The sequence below is a fragment of the Sorangium sp. So ce295 genome (assembly GCF_051527405.1).
GTDB lineage: Bacteria > Myxococcota_A > Polyangia > Polyangiales > Polyangiaceae > Sorangium > Sorangium cellulosum_B.
The window spans coordinates 9,953,056-9,971,794 of sequence record NZ_CP150324.1; the positions used below are offsets into that span (position 1 = coordinate 9,953,056).

Genomic DNA, 18,739 nt, shown 5'->3' on the forward strand with positions numbered 1-18,739 from the left:
GCACGCCAGGGCTTCGAGGTCGGGGAGCTGGTTCCTGGTGGTCTGCTCACTTGTCGATAGCCACAGCTATGGCTCATCGAGTTCCTTTCGCCCAACCAGAACGAACTCGTCCTCTAGCAGCCAGAACCGTGCATCCTCGTATTTCTCGCTTCGGAAGAGCTGACGATTACCTTGGCCTGGGTCGAGAATCTCGTACCCGCCCTCGGTCGGTCGAAGAAGAAGCACACAGGGAACAGGGTGCCCCTCGTCAGCCCACACCTCGTACCATGCTTCCATAGTCACCTTGCTGGTCCTGTCCGCGGCATCACGTGATAGAGGCCGGCGGCATCCTGCACGCCCCCGAGCACGTCCGGGCCCGCGCGGTACTCCTGCCGGCCATTCGCGTCGTACTCGTCCTTGCTGGTCCTGTCCGCGGCATCACGTTATAGAGGCCGTCGGTACTGACTTTCGCCTCGCCGTAATAGAGGGGGATGCGGCTCCCATAGGCGGCGACACGTTGTCCGATCGGGGTCTCGAACATCAGACCAAAGCGCCCAGTGACGATCACGACGAGGCCATAGTCAGCGAGCGTCGCGGAGTGGGCGTTGTTCCACAGAACGTAATCGTCGCCCACTCCTTGGTGGGGTGCCACCGGAATCGTCATGGCTCATCGATTTCTTTCCGTGCCACGAAGACAAACTCGTCCTCGCCAAGCCAGTAGCGCGCTTCGTCAAATTTCTCTGTCGAGAACACCCTGCGATTCCCTTGCGCTGGATCCAGAATCTCAAAGCCACGATCCGTTGGCCTTAGAATCAGGACGTAGGGAACATCCAGCCCTTCATTCGCCCATACTTCGTACCAATTTGTGCTCATGGCGCTGCCGGTCCCGTTCTGGGCATGATGTGATAGAGACCACCGGGGCGGACTGTCGCTTCTCCATAGAATAGAGGAATTCGACTTCCGTCCGCTCCGATCCTGGTCCCAATGGGGTTCTCAAATGTTAGACCAAATCGCTCAGTGCCCCTAACGACGCCCGTAAACTGTCCCTCCGAGAAGATCGCGTTCTCTACCCGGGCTAGGGTGCTCATATCGTGGAACACGTGTGCCGAGCCATCCTTCGCGACCAGGCGAGCGGCTGCGGGGGTCCCCTCGATATGCTTCGGAATGTGCTTCAGTTCGTAGGCTATGCCGCTGAACGCCTTGCCTCCCTCCCTTGCAGGGCTGCCGGTGAACAGCTGGCGGAGGCGAAGGCCGGGATTCGCGCCGGATGCGTTGAATCTGGGTGCGAGGGGGCCCGAGGCGAGGCCGCCCACGAGCGAGCCACCGAGAAAGTAGTCGTCGACGGTGCCTTCGCCGCTCGCGAGGCGGCTCGCGGAGTCCGCGATCTGTTCGGCGCCGCCGTTCCAGAGACTGTAGATGGCGGCGCCGGCGAGCGAAAGCGTGATACCGATCGTGACGGCACCGGCGCACAGCGGGGCGCCGGGGCCGCAGGCGAGCGAAGCAAACGCACCCGTCGCGTAGCTGGCGCCGACGCCGAGCCCCAACCCGACCCCGAGCCCCGCGGCACCGGCGATAGCCGCCTCCGTACCGGTCGCCGGGGCCGCCTTGGTCGGCGCGCTCTCAGGTGCAGATTGCGGCGCTGGTGAGCACCCGTCGATCTCCGCGGTCACGGTATACGGTCGGCCGCTGCCGTCGAGGCCGGAGCCCCACACCGCCGAGCAACCTCCAGAGCCCGCAGGCTGCGCCTGCAAGCCCAGCGGGTCGATGAAGTTCGTGGGACTGTTGAATACGTAGCTGTAGGCGTTCAGGCCCTGGCTGTAGAAGGGCGCCTGGATGATTGGGTCGGGCGTCAAGAAGCGACCGACGCTGGCGTCGTAGAGGCGGCCGCGCATATCGACGACGCCGAGCTCGAGGTCGTGTTGATGCCCCGTGAAGCTCGTGAGAACGCCGCTGCCGCCCCCCACCGGCTCCTCACCTTTTCCGAAGGCGTCCGTCGCCTGGCGGTGGATCACCTCGCCGCCCTCGTCCGTCAGCACTTCGGGCGTGCCGAGCGCGTTGGCGTGCAGGTACACGGTGCTCCGCGACACCTCACCACCTTCCTCGCGCACCACCACCTCAGCCACCTCTCGGTGTGGCCCCCAAATGCGGTGCCGGTGCTCGGTCGCGCCGTCGTTGCTGGTTACCCGCTGAAAGAGGGTCGCGAGCTGGAGTCGCATGTGCGTCGGACTGAGCTCGCGGACGCGTGCGCCCGTGATGTCGTAGTCGAATTCCACGAGCGTCTGGCCGCTTCCCTGACCGACCCGCGCCGAACTGGGCAGGCCGAACGCATTGTAGGTCAGCTCCTGCACGCCTAGGGCCGTTGCCGTTCACCCCCGAAGTAGTTGTAATGCACGACGACGCGCCGGACGAGCGAGGCGTGCTGGTCCTTCACCGCCCAGTGCCGGTGGCGCCGGAACCAGTGGTGGACGGCCTTGACGGACTGCCTGAGGTGCGCACTCCTCGTCTTGCACCACATCTCCCATCTTCCCCGTCGCGTACGACGATAGCACATCGTAAACCCGAGGAAGTCAAAGGTCGATGATCCCTTTCCACCCATCTGCTCGCTCGGCGGCCGGTGGAAGTCGAGCAGCCGGGTCTTGTCGGGGTGGAGGGTCAGTCCATGGCGTGCCATTTGCTTGCCTAGTACGACCATTACAAGTTCTCCGTCCTCTCTGGTCTCGAAACCGATCGCGAAATGAGGGACAGCAGCAACCTGGGTTCGATTCAGCTTTTCACCAGAGCTTCACGTCGTGATTCGCCGAGAAGCCCTTCGCAGTCAGCTCGAACAACAACGCCTGGAGTGCCGCCGCCATCGCCTGCGCTTCGGTGTCGGCCGCGGCTCGACCATTGAAGACACGCATCGTCTCGCCAACGAGCGCCGCTTGTCCCGGTTTCAATCCCGGCAGTTCAATGTTCGGATCGTATACATGGGCCGTGGCGATGGCGAGCCACTTGCGTCCCCGCGCATCAGGATCGGACGGGGGGTCCGGAACCTCATAGGCCGTGATCTGGCACGTGATCCCGCGTCGATGAATCATCGTTTGTACTCCCTCGTTAAATCGGTTACGTGTACTACCTCGTTGAATCAGTCATCTGCACGCGCCCCATACGCACACGCCCATGTTGGGTTCCAGGATGTCTCGCAGTAGCGTCGGCCGCTTCACAATAGTCGAAGACGGCCTTACGAACATGCCCGGCGTCGGCGGGTGAAGAATGAGGTTCGGCGCACTGCCTCCGGGGCCGATGAAGAAACTCTGCCCGGCTGGATACGTGCCTCGCATGGCCGCCGCCTGAGCCGCCTCCTCAGCCACGAACAGCGAGTTCGGCAGTTGAAGATACGTGCCCTGCGGAACGGTGAACGATCCGGCCGCCGTGCTGCCGTGCCCTTCGAGCACCATCGCGCCCATCGGATTGTCGGCCCCGCCGAGGAGCAATTGCCCCGGTCCTGGCGGCGAGATGACGCGAGCGCCGCTCGCGGGTCCTCGCACTGCGGCGCTGCCGGTGAACAGCTGGCGGAGGCGAAGACCGGGATTCGCGCCTGATGCGTTGAATCTGGGTGCGAGGGGGCCCGAGGCGAGGCCGCCCACGAGCGAGCCACCGAGAAAGTAGTCGTCGACGGTGCCTTCGCCGCTCGCGAGGCGGCTCGCGGAGTCCGCGATCTGCTCGGCGCCGCCGTTCCAGAGACTGTAGATGGCGGCGCCGGCGAGCGAAAGCGTGATACCGATCGTGACGGCACCGGCGCACAGCGGGGCGCCGGGGCCGCAGGCGAGCGAAGCAAACGCACCCGTCGCGTAGCTGGCGCCGACGCCGAGCCCCAACCCGACCCCGAGCCCCGCGGCACCGGCGATAGCCGCCTCCGTACCGGTCGCCGGGGCCGCCTTGGTCGGCGCGCTCTCAGGTGCAGATTGCGGCGCTGGTGAGCACCCGTCGATCTCCGCGGTCACGGTATACGGTCGGCCGCTGCCGTCGAGGCCGGAGCCCCACACCGCCGAGCAACCTCCAGAGCCCGCAGGCTGCGCCTGCAAGCCCAGCGGGTCGATGAAGTTCGTGGGACTGTTGAATACGTAGCTGTAGGCGTTCAGGCCCTGGCTGTAGAAGGGCGCCTGGATGATTGGGTCGGGCGTCAAGAAGCGACCGACGCTGGCGTCGTAGAGGCGGCCGCGCATATCGACGACGCCGAGCTCGAGGTCGTGTTGATGCCCCGTGAAGCTCGTGAGAACGCCGCTGCCGCCCCCCACCGGCTCCTCACCTTTTCCGAAGGCGTCCGTCGCCTGGCGGTGGATCACTTCGCCGCCCTCGTCCGTCAGCACTTCGGGCGTGCCGAGCGCGTTGGCGTGCAGGTACACGGTGCTCCGCGACACCTCACCACCTTCCTCGCGCACCACCACCTCAGCCACCTCTCGGTGTGGCCCCCAAATGCGGTGCCGGTGCTCGGTCGCGCCGTCGTTGCTGGTTACCCGCTGAAAGAGGGTCGCGAGCTGGACTCGCATGTGCGTCGGACTGAGCTCGCGGACGCGTGCGCCCGTGACGTCGTAGTCGAACTCCACGAGCGTCTGGCCGCTTCCCTGACCGACGCGCGCCGAGCTGGGCAGGCCGAACGCATTGTAGGTCAGCTCCTGCACGCCCCCGAGCACGTCCGGGCCCGCGCGGTACTCCTGCCGGCCATTCGCGTCGTAGTCGTAGTGGTTGTCGCCCGCGCCGGTCACTGCGTGCGGCCGCGGGCCGGCGTAGCTGTACTCGCCGATTCCGGTCTTCGCGGTGATGTTCCCCAGCTCGTCGTAGTCGATTTCCGAGCGGGTTGTACCCGGAGCAAAGTCGATGGGATCGAGCGGGCTCGGGATCGCGCGCGAGACGCGCGTCAGCCGATCGAGAGGGTCGTACGAGTAGTACTCGTTGCGAGACGAATCCAGCCCGTCGAGCCGGACCTGAAGGCTGCCGTTCGTGGTGTAGCGGTGCTCCAGGCGCTGCAGCGGCTCGCCGCCCCGCGCGCTCTCGATGCTGAGCACGAGCCCGAGGCCGTCGGTGTAGCGCGTCGTCGTGACGACGCCGTTCCCGAAGCGCTCGCTGCCGATCCGATAGCCCTGATCCGCCTCCTGCAGCTCCCAGAACGGCTCGCCGGTGTCGTCGTCGAAGACGCTGACCAGGTTGCCGCGGTCGTCGTAATCATGACCGACGACGAGCTCGCTGCCCGCAGAGGCTGGATAGCGAGTCCTGGAGCTCCGCCCAAACTCGTCGTACTCGACCCGAGACGAGAGGGACTCGCCTGCTACCGTCTGCGTGACGGAGCTCAACAGACCGCGGTTCCTGGTATGTGACAGGGGCTCATAACCGAACTCGACGGAAGACTCGCCCACGCGCTCCGTGCGCGCCACGCGGTGCGCCGCGTTGACGCCCGTGTCGTAGGTCCAGCGATTCAGGGTGCCGTCGCCGTCGACCACCAGAGTGCGCCTGCCGAGCGCGTCGTAACTCAAGGTCTGCGTGTCGCCGCTCGCGTCCGTGTGCGTGCGCAATTCACCGAACGCGAAGTACGTGAAGCGGTGGTCGCCGCTGTCCGGGTCCCGACGCATGGCCGTTCGCCCATAGCGATCTGGCTGAATGATCGTGGTGTTACCCTTGCCGTCGCGCGTCCCGATAGGATCGTTAAAGGGTCCGTAGAAGAACTGGGTCAGGGTTCCTGCGGCATCGATCGTCGCGGCGGGCGCTCCGCGAACGCCCATGACCTCCCAGCTCTCACGCTGAGCCGGATCCGTGAGTCGCACCACCTCTGCCGCCTCGCGCCGCGCCCGCGCGTCGAGCGCGACGCTGGGCAAATCCGAGAACGGCAGGTACTCGAAGCGGTATTTCCCACCGCTGCCGCGCTCCTCGTAGGTAAGACGGCCTAGGTCATCGTACTGGTAGAGCAGGCTGCCCTGAGACGCATCGCCGCTGACGTGCGGGCGATCGTGCTGGCGCAGGCGACCGAAGGAGTCGTACGTCATGCGCTCGATCACGTCGGTGCCACGGAGCCCCTTGGTGATGCGCCGAACAGGGCGCGAAAAACCGTCGAGGAAGGTCTCGACGTGCGCGCCGCCGGTTGTGTGGCGCACCACACCGATGCGCTCACGGTCGAGGAAGCCGAGGTTCGCGTAGGTGGTCGTGGTGGTGGCGCTGGGTGTCTCCGCGGTCACCTCTCGCCCGAAGCCATCGTAGCCCCAGCGAGTGACGATGCTGTTCGGATCGGCGGCGAGCCGCAGCTTGCCGGTTGCGGGATCGTGGAGGACACGGCTCTCGAAGCCCTCGGCGTCGAAATGGCTGACGGGGTACAGGCCGCGAGCGTCGTAGACCACGCGACGGGTGCGTTGTTGCCCCTGCGCGGCCGTTTCGCGCACCTCCTGCACGTGACCTGTGCGCGAATGCCGCGCCACCACGGTCGTCACGAGCCGGTAGTAAGCGTCATCCGGCTCGCGCGTGGTTTGCCTGAGCCGGCCCGCGTCGTCATAGTCGAACATCGAGATCCGGGTGACGCCGGACTCCGCCGTCTCGCTGGTTGCCTCAACCCGACGGACCAGCGAAATCAGCCACGACGCGCGCTGAGCGGCGGTGGGGTTGAAGGTTCGAACGATGGTGCGCGTCTCCGCCAGGTCTTCCCCAGCGTCTACGGTCCACTGATGACGCGTCCGGTTGCCGTAGCTATCTGTCTGGAAGGATTCGTTCAGCTCGGAGAGCACGCTCCTTCCCTGAAGCGGCACCGGTCGGGACTCGGAGACCGTCGTGCGCGATGTCGCCAACTGAGCGAACGGCAACCCGGCGTCCGAGAGTTCCAGCTGCCAATCCGCGGACAGTCGAGCGACCTGTCGCTCGCGAAGCCGAGGGAAGGTCTGAATGTGTAACGTTTCCAACCCGGAGAAGGGATAGACGCGGCCCACGACCGAGCCGGGGACTTCCTCGAAGTACGTGCTGTTATCGTAGTGCCAGACGTCGACCTGGACCCTCGCGCCGCCATCGTAAGTCACTCGCTTCCGGAGCTCGAAGCCCAGCCAGCCGCGGCCATGGAAGCCCCGCCGCGCGCCGGCGTACTCGAACGTGTGCCTCATGTTGACGCGCGTGCCGCCGCCCGGCGCATCCGGCGGCAGATCGCGGATGGTCTCTGAGTAGCTGCTGACGACGGGGCCCACCCGGCGCACGCACTGCACCGTTTGCCGTGTCGCCGCCGAGCAGCCCGTCTGACCGTACGTCCGGAAGCCGATCTGCTCCGCCGACTCTGGGCTGTACTGAATGTGCACACCCTTGCCGAGGCCGTCGCGCGCCGTGAGCATCAGATTGGCTCGCGACGAGAGATTGTACGCCACCTGCAAGCCGTGCGGCGCTCGCGCGTCCATCATGACGAGATCCGCGCCACCATCTCCGTCGACGTCCGCCAGGATAGGCGCCGACCCGTCGAAGAGGGTGAACTCGCTGACTGGCCCGGTTGCGGGCTGCACTTCGAACGCGGCCGATGTCCCCGAGGCCCGCAGCACATACCAGACGAGGTTGGTGCCGTTACGCGACAGCCCCGTCGGAACCAGCAGATCGTGCCGTCCGTCGCCATCGTGGTCGACGGGGACCGAGCGATAAAAGGCGAAGCGAGAGATGTAGGGCGCGTCGCTCGGCAGCATCGTGCCTTCGCGGCGGAAGCCGTCGCCGGTGTTGACGAACAACGTCATGCGCTGTTCCGTGGGAAGATCGCCGCGATAATTCAAGAGGTCGACCAGCCCGTCGCCGTTGACATCGAGGCTCTTCAACTGCCATCCGTTCGCGTACTGCGACAGCACCAGGTGACCGTCTGAAAGGTACTCCTCGAGTCGATAGTCTTCCTCCGCGTTCAAGCCCAGCGGCGTACCGTCGATATCGACGGGGATCTCCGGCACCTCGAGGCCGATGTCGCGCCAGGCGTGCCCGTCGGGGTCGATGAAGAGCGCGCGGTACTCGACGTTCCAGTCGGCGGGCAGCCCGAGCCGATAGTCGTGATACGGATCGCGCGAGCGCTGGACGACGTTGACCACACCGTCGCCATCGACGTCGATGAACAACGGCGCGTACTCGCACCCTGGACCGTAGCGAATGAGATCGCGCGGAGCATCGAAGCCCTGCCCCGGGCCGAGGCTTTGGTAGAGATCGTAGCGGAAGCGCGGATCGGCAGCCGTGCTGCCTTCCTCGTACGCACAGTGAATGAGGTCGACGTGGCCATCCCCTGTCAGATCGGCGGTGTAGACGCGGTCTTCGGGGTAACCGTCGTTCGGCAAGGACAACGGCACGGCGTCGAACCCGTTGCCGTTGGAGATTTGCACTCGGAAGCCGAAAGACCTGTGCGGGCACTCGTCGACGATGTCGTCTCGACCGTCGCCATTGTAATCGAACACGTTACCGCCGGACAGGCAGTTGACGGGCACGCTCCCCAAGCCGACCCCGTCCGCCGACAGCTGCGTATTGAACGGCGCTTCGAAGCGCGGTCCCACGAAGTCCGCCACGGCGCCGGCCGAGCGAGCTACGAAGTAGGAGAACGAAGGATTGCCGTCGGGATGCTCGCCGTCGATATCCGGATAAAGCAGATCGTCGAATCCGTCCCCGTCGACGTCGAGCACCAGCGTTCGGCCCCGCGCGCCGCTCGTGACACCATTGCCGAACCACTCCGGCGGCGACACCTCGTCCGCGGGCCGCGCGATGTTGAACCCCTCACTGCTGTCGTAATTGAACGAGGTCGCCGGCATGCACGACCCGAGCGCGCATTGCCGCAGCGAATCGAGCCTGCTGATCGTGGGATCGGGCCCGTAGCTCAGCTCGTGCGAGCGCTGCTCGCTATCGCCCACGTAGGTGGCAATACGGGTCAGCCGCGCCGTCAAGGTGCGGAGCGCGCCGCGCTGCCAGGCTTGGCGCGCGTCCGGGCGATCCTCGTAGCTGAAGCGAACGCTGCGATCTCCGGCCACATCCGGATTCACGTGCTCGCCGAAGTCGATCCGCTCCGGGATCAGAGGTGCATCCGAACACGCGCCGTCGGCACAGCCTCTTCGATACCGCATTGTCATGGCGTTGCCGCTACGGTCCATCACGCGCCGCAGCATCCAGGCGCGGATGACGCCATCGTGCGAATCCGTGGCGCCGCTGCCGCCGTATTCGAGCTTCTTTCCGTCTCGCTGCTCCACCAAGAACCCGCTGGGCGCCTGGGGGCTGCCGATGGGCGTGATGCGACGGAAGCTCTCGAGCTCGGTTCGATACCGTCCCTCGTGAGCGATCAGCGGCTGGCCGTCGAGGCAGAGCCGGTCCTTCTGAGTGTCCGAAATGCCTGCAGCAAAACCATCCGTGCCGGAGCTCTTCGGGCAGCGCGCGATCGCCGACAAGCCGGAGAGAGACCACCCCGTTCCGGCGATGCCCACCGACTGCACGCTGGCGTAGTTCAGGGAGATGGCCGGCGCGATGCCGCCTGGGCCCAGCGGCACTTCGATAGGGACCGTGTACGCCGCCATGCCGGTCGGTGTCACGCCGAAGCTCCACGGCACCGCGCCCACAGGCGCCGGCGCGGTCGTCGGCAAGGGATCCGGCAAGGGGAGGCGCACGCCGGCCGGTGGCTGCTCGATGGTGGTACAACCGTGCGACGGAATGCAGATCTGCGTGCCGGGCCGCGCGCGCACCGTCGCCCCCGCCTGCACGTCGATGTCTCTCGCATAGAACCAGCCGGTGTGATCTTTGGCGGCCAGGACGAGCTTCGCGCGCGGAGCAATCAGCGATCCCTGAAACGCCGAATTGATGCCCACGTCGAGCGTCCCGGCGTAGACGATGTTCCACACCGGCGGGATGCCCGGAAGAACCGGCGGCGGTCCTGAAGAGCTCCACGCGTTGCCCTTCAGAAGCAACTCATCGCGCACCGCCAGCTTCGCGCCGTCCACGACGTAGACGATGCCCTCGTCCTGAATGTCGAGGGTGCGGAACGTGTAATCGCCGCTGCTCAAGCGCAGGGTAGCGGCGCGCTTGACGGTAACCGTCGAGTAGTGACCCGGATCGAGGGTATCGCTGGTGTTCGGCTCTACCGAGATGGGGGCCGCGACCGAGTCGGGGAAATCCACGGTGAACGAGAAGCTCGTCGCCGGGGTGAGGGTAGCGTGAGACGCCTCGATGCCGCGAATCGTGGCATCGCTGTCCTTGGTGATGCTGGTTGCCGAGATGGCGTCACCGGCCACCGCTCGACTCCTCAGCCGGACGGGCCCGACGCTGATGATCGAGCCGACGGACGCCTCTACGCCTACGGAACACGTCGAGCTGCCCGAGCAGCTCACCAGGCCCGGCTGCGAGGCATTGTCGAGCACCTGAGCTCGATCGCCGACGCTCACGGATCCCGAGGCATTGAGCACGCCATCCAGCCGATTCACGCCAGCGGGAAAGGTCAAATTCAGGCTGACCACCGCCTGCTGCTGCGCAACGGACACCGTTTCCTTGGTGTCCGTTGCGCAGCTGCTGGCCCCCGATGCTGAGGCAACGACGCAGATCAGCCCAGCGCTCCACCGCGACCGACCGCTTCCGAGCCAAGCCATTCTGTCCTCCCGTCCAACACGACCATCGTCCCGCTGAACGCCGCACCGCTACCAGCATTGCCGACCCAGGACAACGCAAATCAATTGCACTTTCAATCTCGGCAGCGACGCGTTCTTGCTGGCGTCGCTGCCGCGCCACCTCACGCGCCGTTCACGCGTGCCCGAACCCCCGGCAGATCCGCCGCCGTCCCCAAGCTCGTCCGCTGACGGACGCGGGTGCACCTCGCCTCACCGGGCCGTCCGTCGGCTCCGCCCTGCGCGCTCCCGCCCTCGCCGCCCCTACTCCTACTCCACGGTCGCGTACGCCGGCGTCCACGCCCGCTTGCCGTCCGGCCGCGTGACCCGCGCCCGCACGTACCGCTCCCCGCCGCGGAGCCGGTACGTCGCCCGCCCCTCCGCGGGCTGCTGCCGCTCCAGCACGCGCCCGCCCCGCCCGACGAACTCGACGACCGCGCCCGCCGCCACCGGCCAGACCGAGAACGCGTCCCCGGCGAGCGCGATCCTCCGCAGCCTCGCCCCGGACGACGCGTAGAGCCGTCCCCGGGCGAGCGCGCTGCAGATCGCGGCGCGCGACGCCTCCCGCGAGAACACCTCGATGAACCCGCGGCCGGGCCCCGCGGGGGGCGCGCCCGAGCCGGCCGTGAGCTGGTGCAGATCGTCCACCGCGACGCCGACGATCCCCCCTCCCGCGGCGCCGCGCATGGTCAGCACCGCATCCCATAGCGCCTCGTGCGACGGGCGCGTGGCGTCGCCGTCCGTGTACACGTACGGGTGCCCGCTGTGGATCTCGAGGAGCTCCGCCGCAGGCGCCGCCAGGAGGTCGCCGGCGGACAACGACCAGTCGAAATTCGGATGGTTGATGAGCGCCACGCCCCCCTCGGCCCGCACACGCCCGATCGCCCACTTCAGCGCCTCCCCCTTGGTCAGGAAGGCGCCCCCGCCGATCGTCGCCCGCGTGCAGAGCGCGTTCACGTGCACGGGCTTCCCCTCGGCCCACATCGTGACCTCCTCGCCGGGGATCACGGCGAAATTCGACGTCGATGAGGGGTCCTGGAACATCGCGGGATCGACGCGCTGGTTGTGGTCTGTCAGCGCCACGAAGGAATACCCGTTCTCGCGGTACCAGCGGACGACGTCGCGCGGCTCGCTGTCCCCATCGCTCAGGGAGGTGTGCGTGTGGATGTTCCCGCGCTGGAACACCTCCACGTCGAGCGCCTTCTCGAAGCGCGGGCGGCCCGGCGGTCCATGCCCTCCGGGAGCAGAGCCCGAATCGGGCGAGGCGCGCTCCGCCCTGCCGGCGAGCGCGAGGAGCGCCGCTGCGCCGATGAACAGGAGAGCACTCCAGCGTCCGCGCATGCTCATTGAGATGACAAGGAGAGTATACAGAACGCCAGGGCCGCGGCCAATTCGCAGAGAGCGCGCCCGCGCCTCCGCCGCCGCGCGTTACCTCTCGCGCTCTCCGGCGCGCGCGAGGTGGCGCACGCATGCGCGCGCCGCCTCCTCTTCAATTTTTAATGACCCCGGTCCACCGGCGTCCGGCGGCATACTGCTCCCGTGACGCTCCCCCTCCTCGCGCTCGTCATGATCGTCAAGGACGAGGCCCCCTCCATCCGCGAGACCCTCGCCTCGGCCAGGCCCCACGTCGACCGGTTCACCCTCCTCGACACCGGCTCCACCGACGGCACACAGGCCCTCGCGCGCGCCGCCATGGCGGGCGTCCCCGGCGATCTCGTCGAGGAGCCCTTCGTCGACTTCGGCGCGACCCGCAGCCGCGCCCTCGACCTCGCGGGCGACGCGGCCGTGTTCACCCTCATGCTGAGCGGCGACGAGCGCCTCGTCGCCGGCGGCGCGCTCCGTCGCTTCTGCGAGGAGCGCCGCGACGCGTCGGGCCCGGGGCACGGCGCCTACCACGTCCGCGTGCGCTACGGCGATTCCGTCTACGACTCCGCCCGGCTCGCCCGCGCCTCGGCCGGGTGGCGCTACGTCGGCGCCACCCACGAGGTGCTCTCCAGGGAAGGCGAGCCGCCCCCCTCGATCCGCGTCCCCGACGCCCACATCGTCCACGACCTCTCTCGCCGCGACGCCGCCGCCCAGACCCGGAGGTGGCAGCGCGACCTGGAGCTGCTCTCCGCCGCGCTGGCCCGATCCCCCGGCGACGGCCGCGCCGCCTTCTACCTCGCGCAGACGCTGGAGTGCCTCGGCCGGCACGCGGAGGCGTTCGAGGCCTACGGGCGGCGCGCCGCGCGCGGGGGCTGGCAGGAGGAGGTCTACGAATCGCTGTTCCGCATGGCGCGCACCGCCGCCGCGCTCGGGCGCCCCTGGCCCGAGGTGCAGCAGCGCTACCTCGACGCCCACGCCCACAGCCCGCACCGCGCCGAGCCGCTCTTCGCCGTCGCCTGGCACTGGTACGGACAGCGGTGCTGGCCGCTCACCTACCTCTTCGCCTCCCGCGGCGCCGCCCTCCCCTTCCCCGCCCAGGCCACCCTCTTCGTGGACGCCGAGGTCTACGAGCACAAGCTGCTCGACCTCGTCGCCACCAGCGCGTTCCACGTCGGGGAGCTCGCCGCCGGCGAGGCGGCGCTGCGCAAGGCCCTCGCGCGCCGCCCCGGCGATCCGCGCCTGCTCGGGAACCTCGCGTTCTACGCGCCCGCGAAGGAGCGCTGACGCGCCGCGCTCGCGCCGCTTGTTGACGCTCAGGCGCCGTCGTGGTCCTTCCTGATCCAGCCCTTGCGGCGATAGTACATGAGCAGCCCGACGACGCTCGCCAGCATCAGGCACCATACGAACGGATAGCCGTAATACCAGTCGAGCTCCGGCATGTTGTACGGCGAGCTCTCGTGGTGGAAGTTCATCCCGTAGATGCCCGCAATGGCGGTGACCGGGAGGAAGATCGTCGAGATGATCGTGAGCACCTTCATGATCTCGTTCATCCGGTTCGACATCCCGGAGAGGTGGAGATCCATGAGGCCCGAGCTGAGCTCGCGGTAGGTCTCGACCATGTCCATCAGCTGCACCGCGTGATCGTACGTGTCGCGCAGGTAGAGCCGCGTGTCCTTTGCGATGAGCGGGTTGTCCTCGCGGAGCAGCGCGTTGACGAGATCGCGCTGCGGCCAGATGGCGCGACGCAGCGTGAGCAGATCCCGCTTCAGATCGTGGATCGGCTTCGACATCCGGCGCTTCGCGTCGATCACCTCGACCTCCAGGTCCTCGATGTGCTCGCCGAGCCGCTCGAGCACCGGGAAGAAGCCGTCGACCACCGCGTCGAGCAGCGCGTACGCCAGGTAATCGGCGCCCCGCTCCCGGATCGAGCCCCGGCCGGTGCGGATTCGCTCCCGCACGGCCTCCATGACGTCCCAGTCGGCCTCTTCCTGCACCGTCAGGACGAAGCTCTTGCCGACCAGGATGGCCAGCTGCTCGGTGCGCAGCACGCAGCGCTCGTTGACCTGCGCCATCCGCGCGATGATGAGGACGTGCTCGCCGCCGTAGACGTCCGCCTTCGGCCGCTGGGGCACGTTGACCATGTCCTCCAGCGCGAGCGGGTGGACACGGAAGATCTCGCCCAGCCGCTCGAAGGTCCCCTTGTGCCCGAGCCCCCGGACATCGACCCACGTGATGGAGGGCCGGTCGTCCGTGAGGTAGGGGATGCACCCGTCGACGCTCTGGATCTCCTTCTCGGACACGACCTCGGCGTCGTAGTCGATGACGAAGATCTTCGGCCGCTGCGTCTCCTCGATGACGAGCGTCCCGGGCGGCGACGCCGGCGGCGGCTCGTGCACGAGCCGGTCGCGCCTGGGCCGCAGCGTCGTCCGGTCGGGGTCGGCCTTCTCCTGGACCCAGGAGGCGCGCGGCTGCGGCGCGCTGCTGCGCCGCGACTCGGGGGGTAGCGTGGAGCTCGTCACGGGGGCGTGATGGTAGACCAAGATCCCGTGGCATCGAGCGTGGGATGACGCGTTGGATGACGCGTGGGATGACGCGCGGGAGCGAGCGCGCTCTCCCGCTCGCTCCGCGCCGCCGGGTGGCGTATGCTGATCGGGCCGCGGAGGGGAGTTGCTGGTCGGGCCGCGGCGGGGAACGGGCGCTCGCAGGGCCGCCTCTTCCTCCCTGTCCCTGCTGGCCGGGGGAGCGCGCGACGCGCGCCGGCCTGCGCCTCGCGCCGCCGCGCGCCCTGCCCTTCCGGATGCCCATGGGAACGACCCTCGACATCGCGATCGGCCTCGTCAGCGTCTTCTTCCTGCTCAGCGTCCTCTGCTCGGCCATCCACGAGGCGCTCGCCGGCGTGCTCCGGCTGCGCGCGATCAACCTGGCGCAGAGCATCGAGATCATGCTGGCCGACAGCGAGCTCGACGCGCACGTGAAGCAATCGCCCGGCGCCGCCGACTCAGCCGCCCCCAAGAGCTCCCCGCTGGAGCAGGCCGTGAAGCGCGCGGCGCGGCGCGCTGTCGAGCTCGTGCGCACCCGGGTGATGCCAGGGCCGCTCCCGAGCCCGCTCGCGGCGAAGCTCCGCGAGCACCCGCTGATCAAGGATCTCAAGTACGGCTGGGTAGGGCCGTCCTACATCCCGTCGCACGCGTTCGTGGCCGCGCTCATCGACACCCTGCGGCACGTCCCCTGGCCCGACCGCGCCGCGGCGCCGCCCCCGCAGGCCGGCGCCACGCCTTCGCAGACCGGCGCCGCGCCGGTGCTGGCGGGCGACGCCGCTTCCGCGCCCCTGCAGCAGGCGAGCGACGGCGTCCCTCCGCCGCAGGCGAGCGCCGCCGCGCCGGCGCAGGGCGAGATCGCGGCGGCGCCGAGCCGCGACGAGGACCCGCTCGACGAGCTCAAGCAGATCATCCGGAGCATGCCGCCGAAGAGCGATCTCCGGCGCGCGCTCGCCACGATCGTCGACTCCACGGTCAAGGACATGCGCGAGGCCAACATCCGGCTGGAGCGCTGGTTCAATGACGCCATGGACCGGGCCGCCGGCCGGTACAAGCGCCGCGCGCAGCTGATCATCAGCGCGACGGCGCTCGTCCTCTGCGTCGGGTTCAACGCCGACAGCATCCGCCTCGCGGGCGCCCTCTCGCGCGACGCGGTGGTGCGCGCCCGGCTGATCGCGGCGGCGCAGGAGATCGCGAAGTCGCCGCCCCGCGCCGCGCCCCAGGCCGGCGGCACCAACCAGAACGAGGACATCATGGCCGCGATCGCCGAGGGAAGCGGCGCTCGCTCCCGGCTCGCCGGGCTCGACATCGAGATCACCTGGGGCGTGAAGGCCCCCGAGCACACGAGCGTCCCGAAGCTCTGGAGCGCGATCGCTGCGGTCCTCGGCCAGGGCATCGTCGGCTGGATCCGCGGGGTGCTCGACAGGCTCCTGACCCCCGGCATCCTCATCACCGCGGCCGCCGCCTCCCTCGGCGCGCCGTTCTGGTTCGACCTGCTCAACAAGCTCGTGAACCTCAGGACCGTCGGCAAGAGCCCCGAGCCTTACGAGCCCCCCAAGGGCGCCGGGCCGGACAGCAGCGTGACCCGCTGACCCTGCACGACGCTCAAGGGGACGACATGCCCGGTCGTCCTACCAGGACGCTGGAAGCTCGTCGTGGGTGGGAAGCCCTCCGCTGGCGCACCCCCACGGCGCTCTCGATCCCCAGAAGATGTGATCCGTCGGAGAGATGGGCGGCGCTGTATCCAGCGAACCGGCCGGGACGACCACGATGTTGCCGTCGCGCCTCAGGCGCGGGACGGGACACCCGCATTGACTGCAAAACCACTTCCCGAAGCGCTTCGCCGTGGGCAGCTCATAACGCGTGATGGCCTCTTCCCCTGACAGCCATCGGAGCTGGCTTGGATCGACGGCCAGATTCGTGGCGTGGCCCGTGCCCGTGCCTTTGCGACACCGCGAGCAATGGCAATGGACCATCAACTTGAACGGCGGATCGACCTCGAATGTCACCGCCCCGCAAAGGCAACTTCCGTGAATGCTGGACTCGCTCATCTGCTCTCTCCAGGCGCCTGACGCCGCGATGGAATGGGACGTTCAGCCTATCCGATCTGACCGGCGAGGATCGAGCTCGGTCCGCCCGACGCGCCCGGAACACGACGCCGTGGCGGCCCCGACACGCGCCGCGGCCGCTCCTTGGACCGGCAGCGACGGGCAGCGGCATTTCGCCCGTGCCCCCGACCTGGTACGCAGGCTGCTTAGATCCAGGGGACCGGACCATGAAGACCTTGAGCGCTTGCTTTCTGCTGGGGATTCTCGTTGGCTGTCAGAAATCCGAGGAGGCCGGCCTGCCGGCGGCGAGCTCGGGGCCGAGCGCCGGCTCGAGCGCTCCCGCGGCGGCCGCCGCGGAGACAGCGTCGCCGGCCGCCGCGGAGGCGGCCTCGTCGGCCCCCGCGGCCGCGACCGCGGCGCCCGCCGAGCCGGCTCCGTCGCCGACCGCGCCGGCGTCTCCTGGTGCGCCGGCGTCCTTCAAGGACGGCCGGAGCGAGTCGATCGCGGCGGCCGTCGGCCTCGGTTGCGAGGCGAAGAGCCTCGACGGCTGGCTCGAGCTGCTTTGCCGGAAGAAGAACGGGACCGGCGGGCACCCTGTTCGCGCGGTGATCCACGATCCGGGCGCGGAGGCCGCGGCCGAGAAGCCGAGCGAGCCCGTGGCGGCCGACGACGCCGGCGAGGCGCCCGACGCGGGCCCGTCGAACGAGGTCCTCGCCGACGAGCGCGGCGAGCTCCGGCTCGTCGCGCCGTTCCGGGCCGAGGCCAAGCAGACCGTCACGCTGGAGTGGACCGACACGCGCTACGAGCTCCAGATCGACGGGACGAGCGCGAAGCTCGACTGGGCCGGCTCCGTGGTGTCGCACCGGCGCGCCTGCCAGGAGCTCCTCGATCAGAACCGGGCGCGCATCTCCGGCGCGCAGAAGCTCGAAGGGCCCGAGAAGGTCTCGGCGGCCGAGGCGACGCGCCTGCCGAAGTTCGGGGCCTGCCAGCCGGCGGGGCTCGGCTCCTGGGCGCTGTCGCTGACGCGCTTCGCGGGCGCCGGCGAGGGCGCTTCGCGGGCGCTCGCCTTCGACATCGAGGTCGTGCGGATCGACCTCGAAGGCAAGCGCTTCGCGGCGCCGCTCGGAACGATCGAGGTCGCGCCCGGCGGACTCGCGATCTCCGCGTTGAACGTCTATGACTTCGACGACGACGGCAACGACGAGCTCATCGTCCCCTACGAGCTCAACGCGGTTGTCGCGGGCGCGAAGCCGGCGGCGCCGAGCCCGATCTGGACGTTCTCGAACGGAGCGGTGTCCGCCTATGCGAAGGCCCCGAGCGTCTCCGGCGGCCTCGGCATCGAGCACCTCGATCACGACATGCGGCCGGACATCGGGAGCTACGGTCCCTTCGTCGCGTGGCTCGGCGCGGACTGCGGCGTGAAGAGCTGCCCGCCGCGGGTGACCGGGCCGAAGTTCTACTTTCACTCGGTGCAGGACGGCTCGTTTTCAGCGACCGACGCCAGCGCGACCGGGGCGCTCGGCCGCGCGTGCGGCAAGAAGCCCGCGGCGATCGTCGTGACGGCCGGCAGCGGCGTGAACGTCGCTCAGACGGCCAAGAACCTCGTCTGCGCGCGCGCGCTGGGCGCCACGCGGGAGGCGCTCGAGGGCGAGCTCACGGCCAAGCGCGCGGACCTCTGCGGCGGCGCGGCGACCTGCGCGCTGTCGAGCACCTTCGAGGCCTGGCTCGACGCGGCGCTGCCGGCTGAGCTGGGGAGCGCCGCGAAGCTATAAAGGCTAGAACACCGACGATGAGGCAACCCGGAGAATTTTCACAGGGAGGCGGGGAGGCGGGGAGGAAGAAAGAATGAAGTTCTTTCTCTTGCCGTCTCTCGCTCCCCGCCTCCCCGTCTCCCTGTGAATTCTTGCTTTTTATCGTGGTTTCAACCCGTTTGTCGCTCTAGAGGTATTTCGAGGCCTCAGCGCACCGAGACTCGGGCCGTCATCCGCCGTCCTTCTCCGTGAATCCGAGCACGTGCATACCGAACGAGGCCGCGAGGAGGATCGCCGCCTCGAGCGGGATGCGGGCGCCCTTCACGCTGGGCTTGTCTCCGCTGCTCGATCGTCCCCGTCCGGCCATTCCCTGCTCCAGTCCACCCAACGATTTCAGACAGGGTGTCATCGTCGGGTGGTGGGCGTCAAGGCGCTCACCCGGAGCGTGACTCGGTCGTACGGTG

The 18,739-nt window shown here is 68.4% G+C and carries 13 protein-coding genes; 3 read left to right on the forward strand and 10 right to left on the reverse strand.

The window, feature by feature from the left end; all coding sequences use genetic code 11:
• Positions 1-304 precede the first annotated feature (304 nt).
• The 7 genes from WMF11_RS37815 to WMF11_RS37845 form a co-directional block, all read right to left on the reverse strand.
• Entirely contained in the window at positions 305-643 is a 339-nt protein-coding gene (locus tag WMF11_RS37815; RefSeq protein WP_437974232.1) for a DUF6972 family protein, read from the reverse strand.
• The gene (locus WMF11_RS37820) at positions 640-852 is read right to left on the reverse strand and encodes a hypothetical protein (RefSeq protein ID WP_437904013.1); all 213 of its coding nucleotides are present in this window, start codon (positions 850-852) and stop codon (positions 640-642) included. Before WMF11_RS37820 ends, WMF11_RS37815 begins: the two co-directional genes overlap by 4 nt.
• On the reverse strand, positions 849-2,327 hold the full coding sequence (locus WMF11_RS37825) for an RHS repeat domain-containing protein (protein WP_437974233.1): 1,479 nt from the start codon (positions 2,325-2,327) through the stop codon (positions 849-851). The genes WMF11_RS37820 and WMF11_RS37825 overlap by 4 nt, the downstream gene beginning before the upstream one ends.
• A gap of 2 nt (positions 2,328-2,329) precedes the next feature.
• The gene (locus WMF11_RS37830; protein ID WP_437904015.1) at positions 2,330-2,650 is read right to left on the reverse strand and encodes a hypothetical protein; all 321 of its coding nucleotides are present in this window, start codon (positions 2,648-2,650) and stop codon (positions 2,330-2,332) included.
• A gap of 100 nt (positions 2,651-2,750) precedes the next feature.
• On the reverse strand, positions 2,751-3,056 hold the full coding sequence (locus tag WMF11_RS37835; protein WP_437904016.1) for a hypothetical protein: 306 nt from the start codon (positions 3,054-3,056) through the stop codon (positions 2,751-2,753).
• Positions 3,057-3,107: 51 nt separating this feature from the next.
• On the reverse strand, positions 3,108-10,454 hold the full coding sequence (locus tag WMF11_RS37840; RefSeq protein WP_437974234.1) for an RHS repeat-associated core domain-containing protein: 7,347 nt from the start codon (positions 10,452-10,454) through the stop codon (positions 3,108-3,110).
• 390 nt (positions 10,455-10,844) lie between these two features.
• Complete coding sequence (locus WMF11_RS37845) at positions 10,845-11,921, reverse strand: PHP domain-containing protein (protein ID WP_437974235.1); 1,077 nt, start codon at positions 11,919-11,921, stop codon at positions 10,845-10,847.
• 192 nt (positions 11,922-12,113) lie between these two features.
• Here WMF11_RS37845 and WMF11_RS37850 point away from each other — a divergent pair, with 192 nt between their 5' ends.
• Positions 12,114-13,223 (forward strand): glycosyl transferase, encoded by a 1,110-nt coding sequence (locus WMF11_RS37850; protein WP_437974236.1) that lies wholly within the window; start codon positions 12,114-12,116, stop codon positions 13,221-13,223.
• A 29-nt stretch (positions 13,224-13,252) separates the two neighbouring features.
• Here the strand turns inward: WMF11_RS37850 and corA are convergent, their stop codons facing one another.
• Positions 13,253-14,458: a magnesium/cobalt transporter CorA gene (corA, locus tag WMF11_RS37855; RefSeq protein ID WP_437974237.1), complete on the reverse strand. Its 1,206-nt coding sequence runs from the start codon at positions 14,456-14,458 to the stop codon at positions 13,253-13,255.
• Between the two features lie 284 nt (positions 14,459-14,742).
• Between corA and WMF11_RS37860 the strand changes: the two genes are divergently transcribed.
• Entirely contained in the window at positions 14,743-16,068 is a 1,326-nt protein-coding gene (locus WMF11_RS37860) for a hypothetical protein (protein ID WP_437974238.1), read from the forward strand.
• Positions 16,069-16,107: 39 nt separating this feature from the next.
• On the opposite strand, the gene WMF11_RS37865 is transcribed toward WMF11_RS37860, so the two are convergent.
• Positions 16,108-16,527, reverse strand: coding sequence for a GFA family protein (locus tag WMF11_RS37865; RefSeq protein ID WP_437904022.1), 420 nt, complete (start codon positions 16,525-16,527; stop codon positions 16,108-16,110).
• A 224-nt stretch (positions 16,528-16,751) separates the two neighbouring features.
• Here WMF11_RS37865 and WMF11_RS37870 point away from each other — a divergent pair, with 224 nt between their 5' ends.
• The gene (locus tag WMF11_RS37870; RefSeq protein ID WP_437974239.1) at positions 16,752-18,296 is read left to right on the forward strand and encodes a hypothetical protein; all 1,545 of its coding nucleotides are present in this window, start codon (positions 16,752-16,754) and stop codon (positions 18,294-18,296) included.
• A gap of 208 nt (positions 18,297-18,504) precedes the next feature.
• Here the strand turns inward: WMF11_RS37870 and WMF11_RS37875 are convergent, their stop codons facing one another.
• Entirely contained in the window at positions 18,505-18,642 is a 138-nt protein-coding gene (locus WMF11_RS37875) for a hypothetical protein (RefSeq protein WP_437974240.1), read from the reverse strand.
• Positions 18,643-18,739: the final 97 nt, after the last annotated feature.

Bases quoted from the DNA above. Each gene is read 5' to 3' on its own strand.
- WMF11_RS37815 (WP_437974232.1), bottom strand. From the start codon at position 643: ATGACGATTCCGGTGGCACCCCACCAAGGAGTGGGCGACGATTACGTT.
- WMF11_RS37820 (WP_437904013.1), bottom strand. From the start codon at position 852: ATGAGCACAAATTGGTACGAAGTATGGGCGAATGAAGGGCTGGATGTT.
- WMF11_RS37830 (WP_437904015.1), bottom strand. From the start codon at position 2,650: ATGGCACGCCATGGACTGACCCTCCACCCCGACAAGACCCGGCTGCTC.
- WMF11_RS37835 (WP_437904016.1), bottom strand. From the start codon at position 3,056: ATGATTCATCGACGCGGGATCACGTGCCAGATCACGGCCTATGAGGTT.
- WMF11_RS37845 (WP_437974235.1), bottom strand. From the start codon at position 11,921: ATGAGCATGCGCGGACGCTGGAGTGCTCTCCTGTTCATCGGCGCAGCG.
- WMF11_RS37860 (WP_437974238.1), top strand. From the start codon at position 14,743: ATGGGAACGACCCTCGACATCGCGATCGGCCTCGTCAGCGTCTTCTTC.
- WMF11_RS37865 (WP_437904022.1), bottom strand. From the start codon at position 16,527: ATGAGCGAGTCCAGCATTCACGGAAGTTGCCTTTGCGGGGCGGTGACA.
- WMF11_RS37870 (WP_437974239.1), top strand. From the start codon at position 16,752: ATGAAGACCTTGAGCGCTTGCTTTCTGCTGGGGATTCTCGTTGGCTGT.
- WMF11_RS37875 (WP_437974240.1), bottom strand. From the start codon at position 18,642: ATGGCCGGACGGGGACGATCGAGCAGCGGAGACAAGCCCAGCGTGAAG.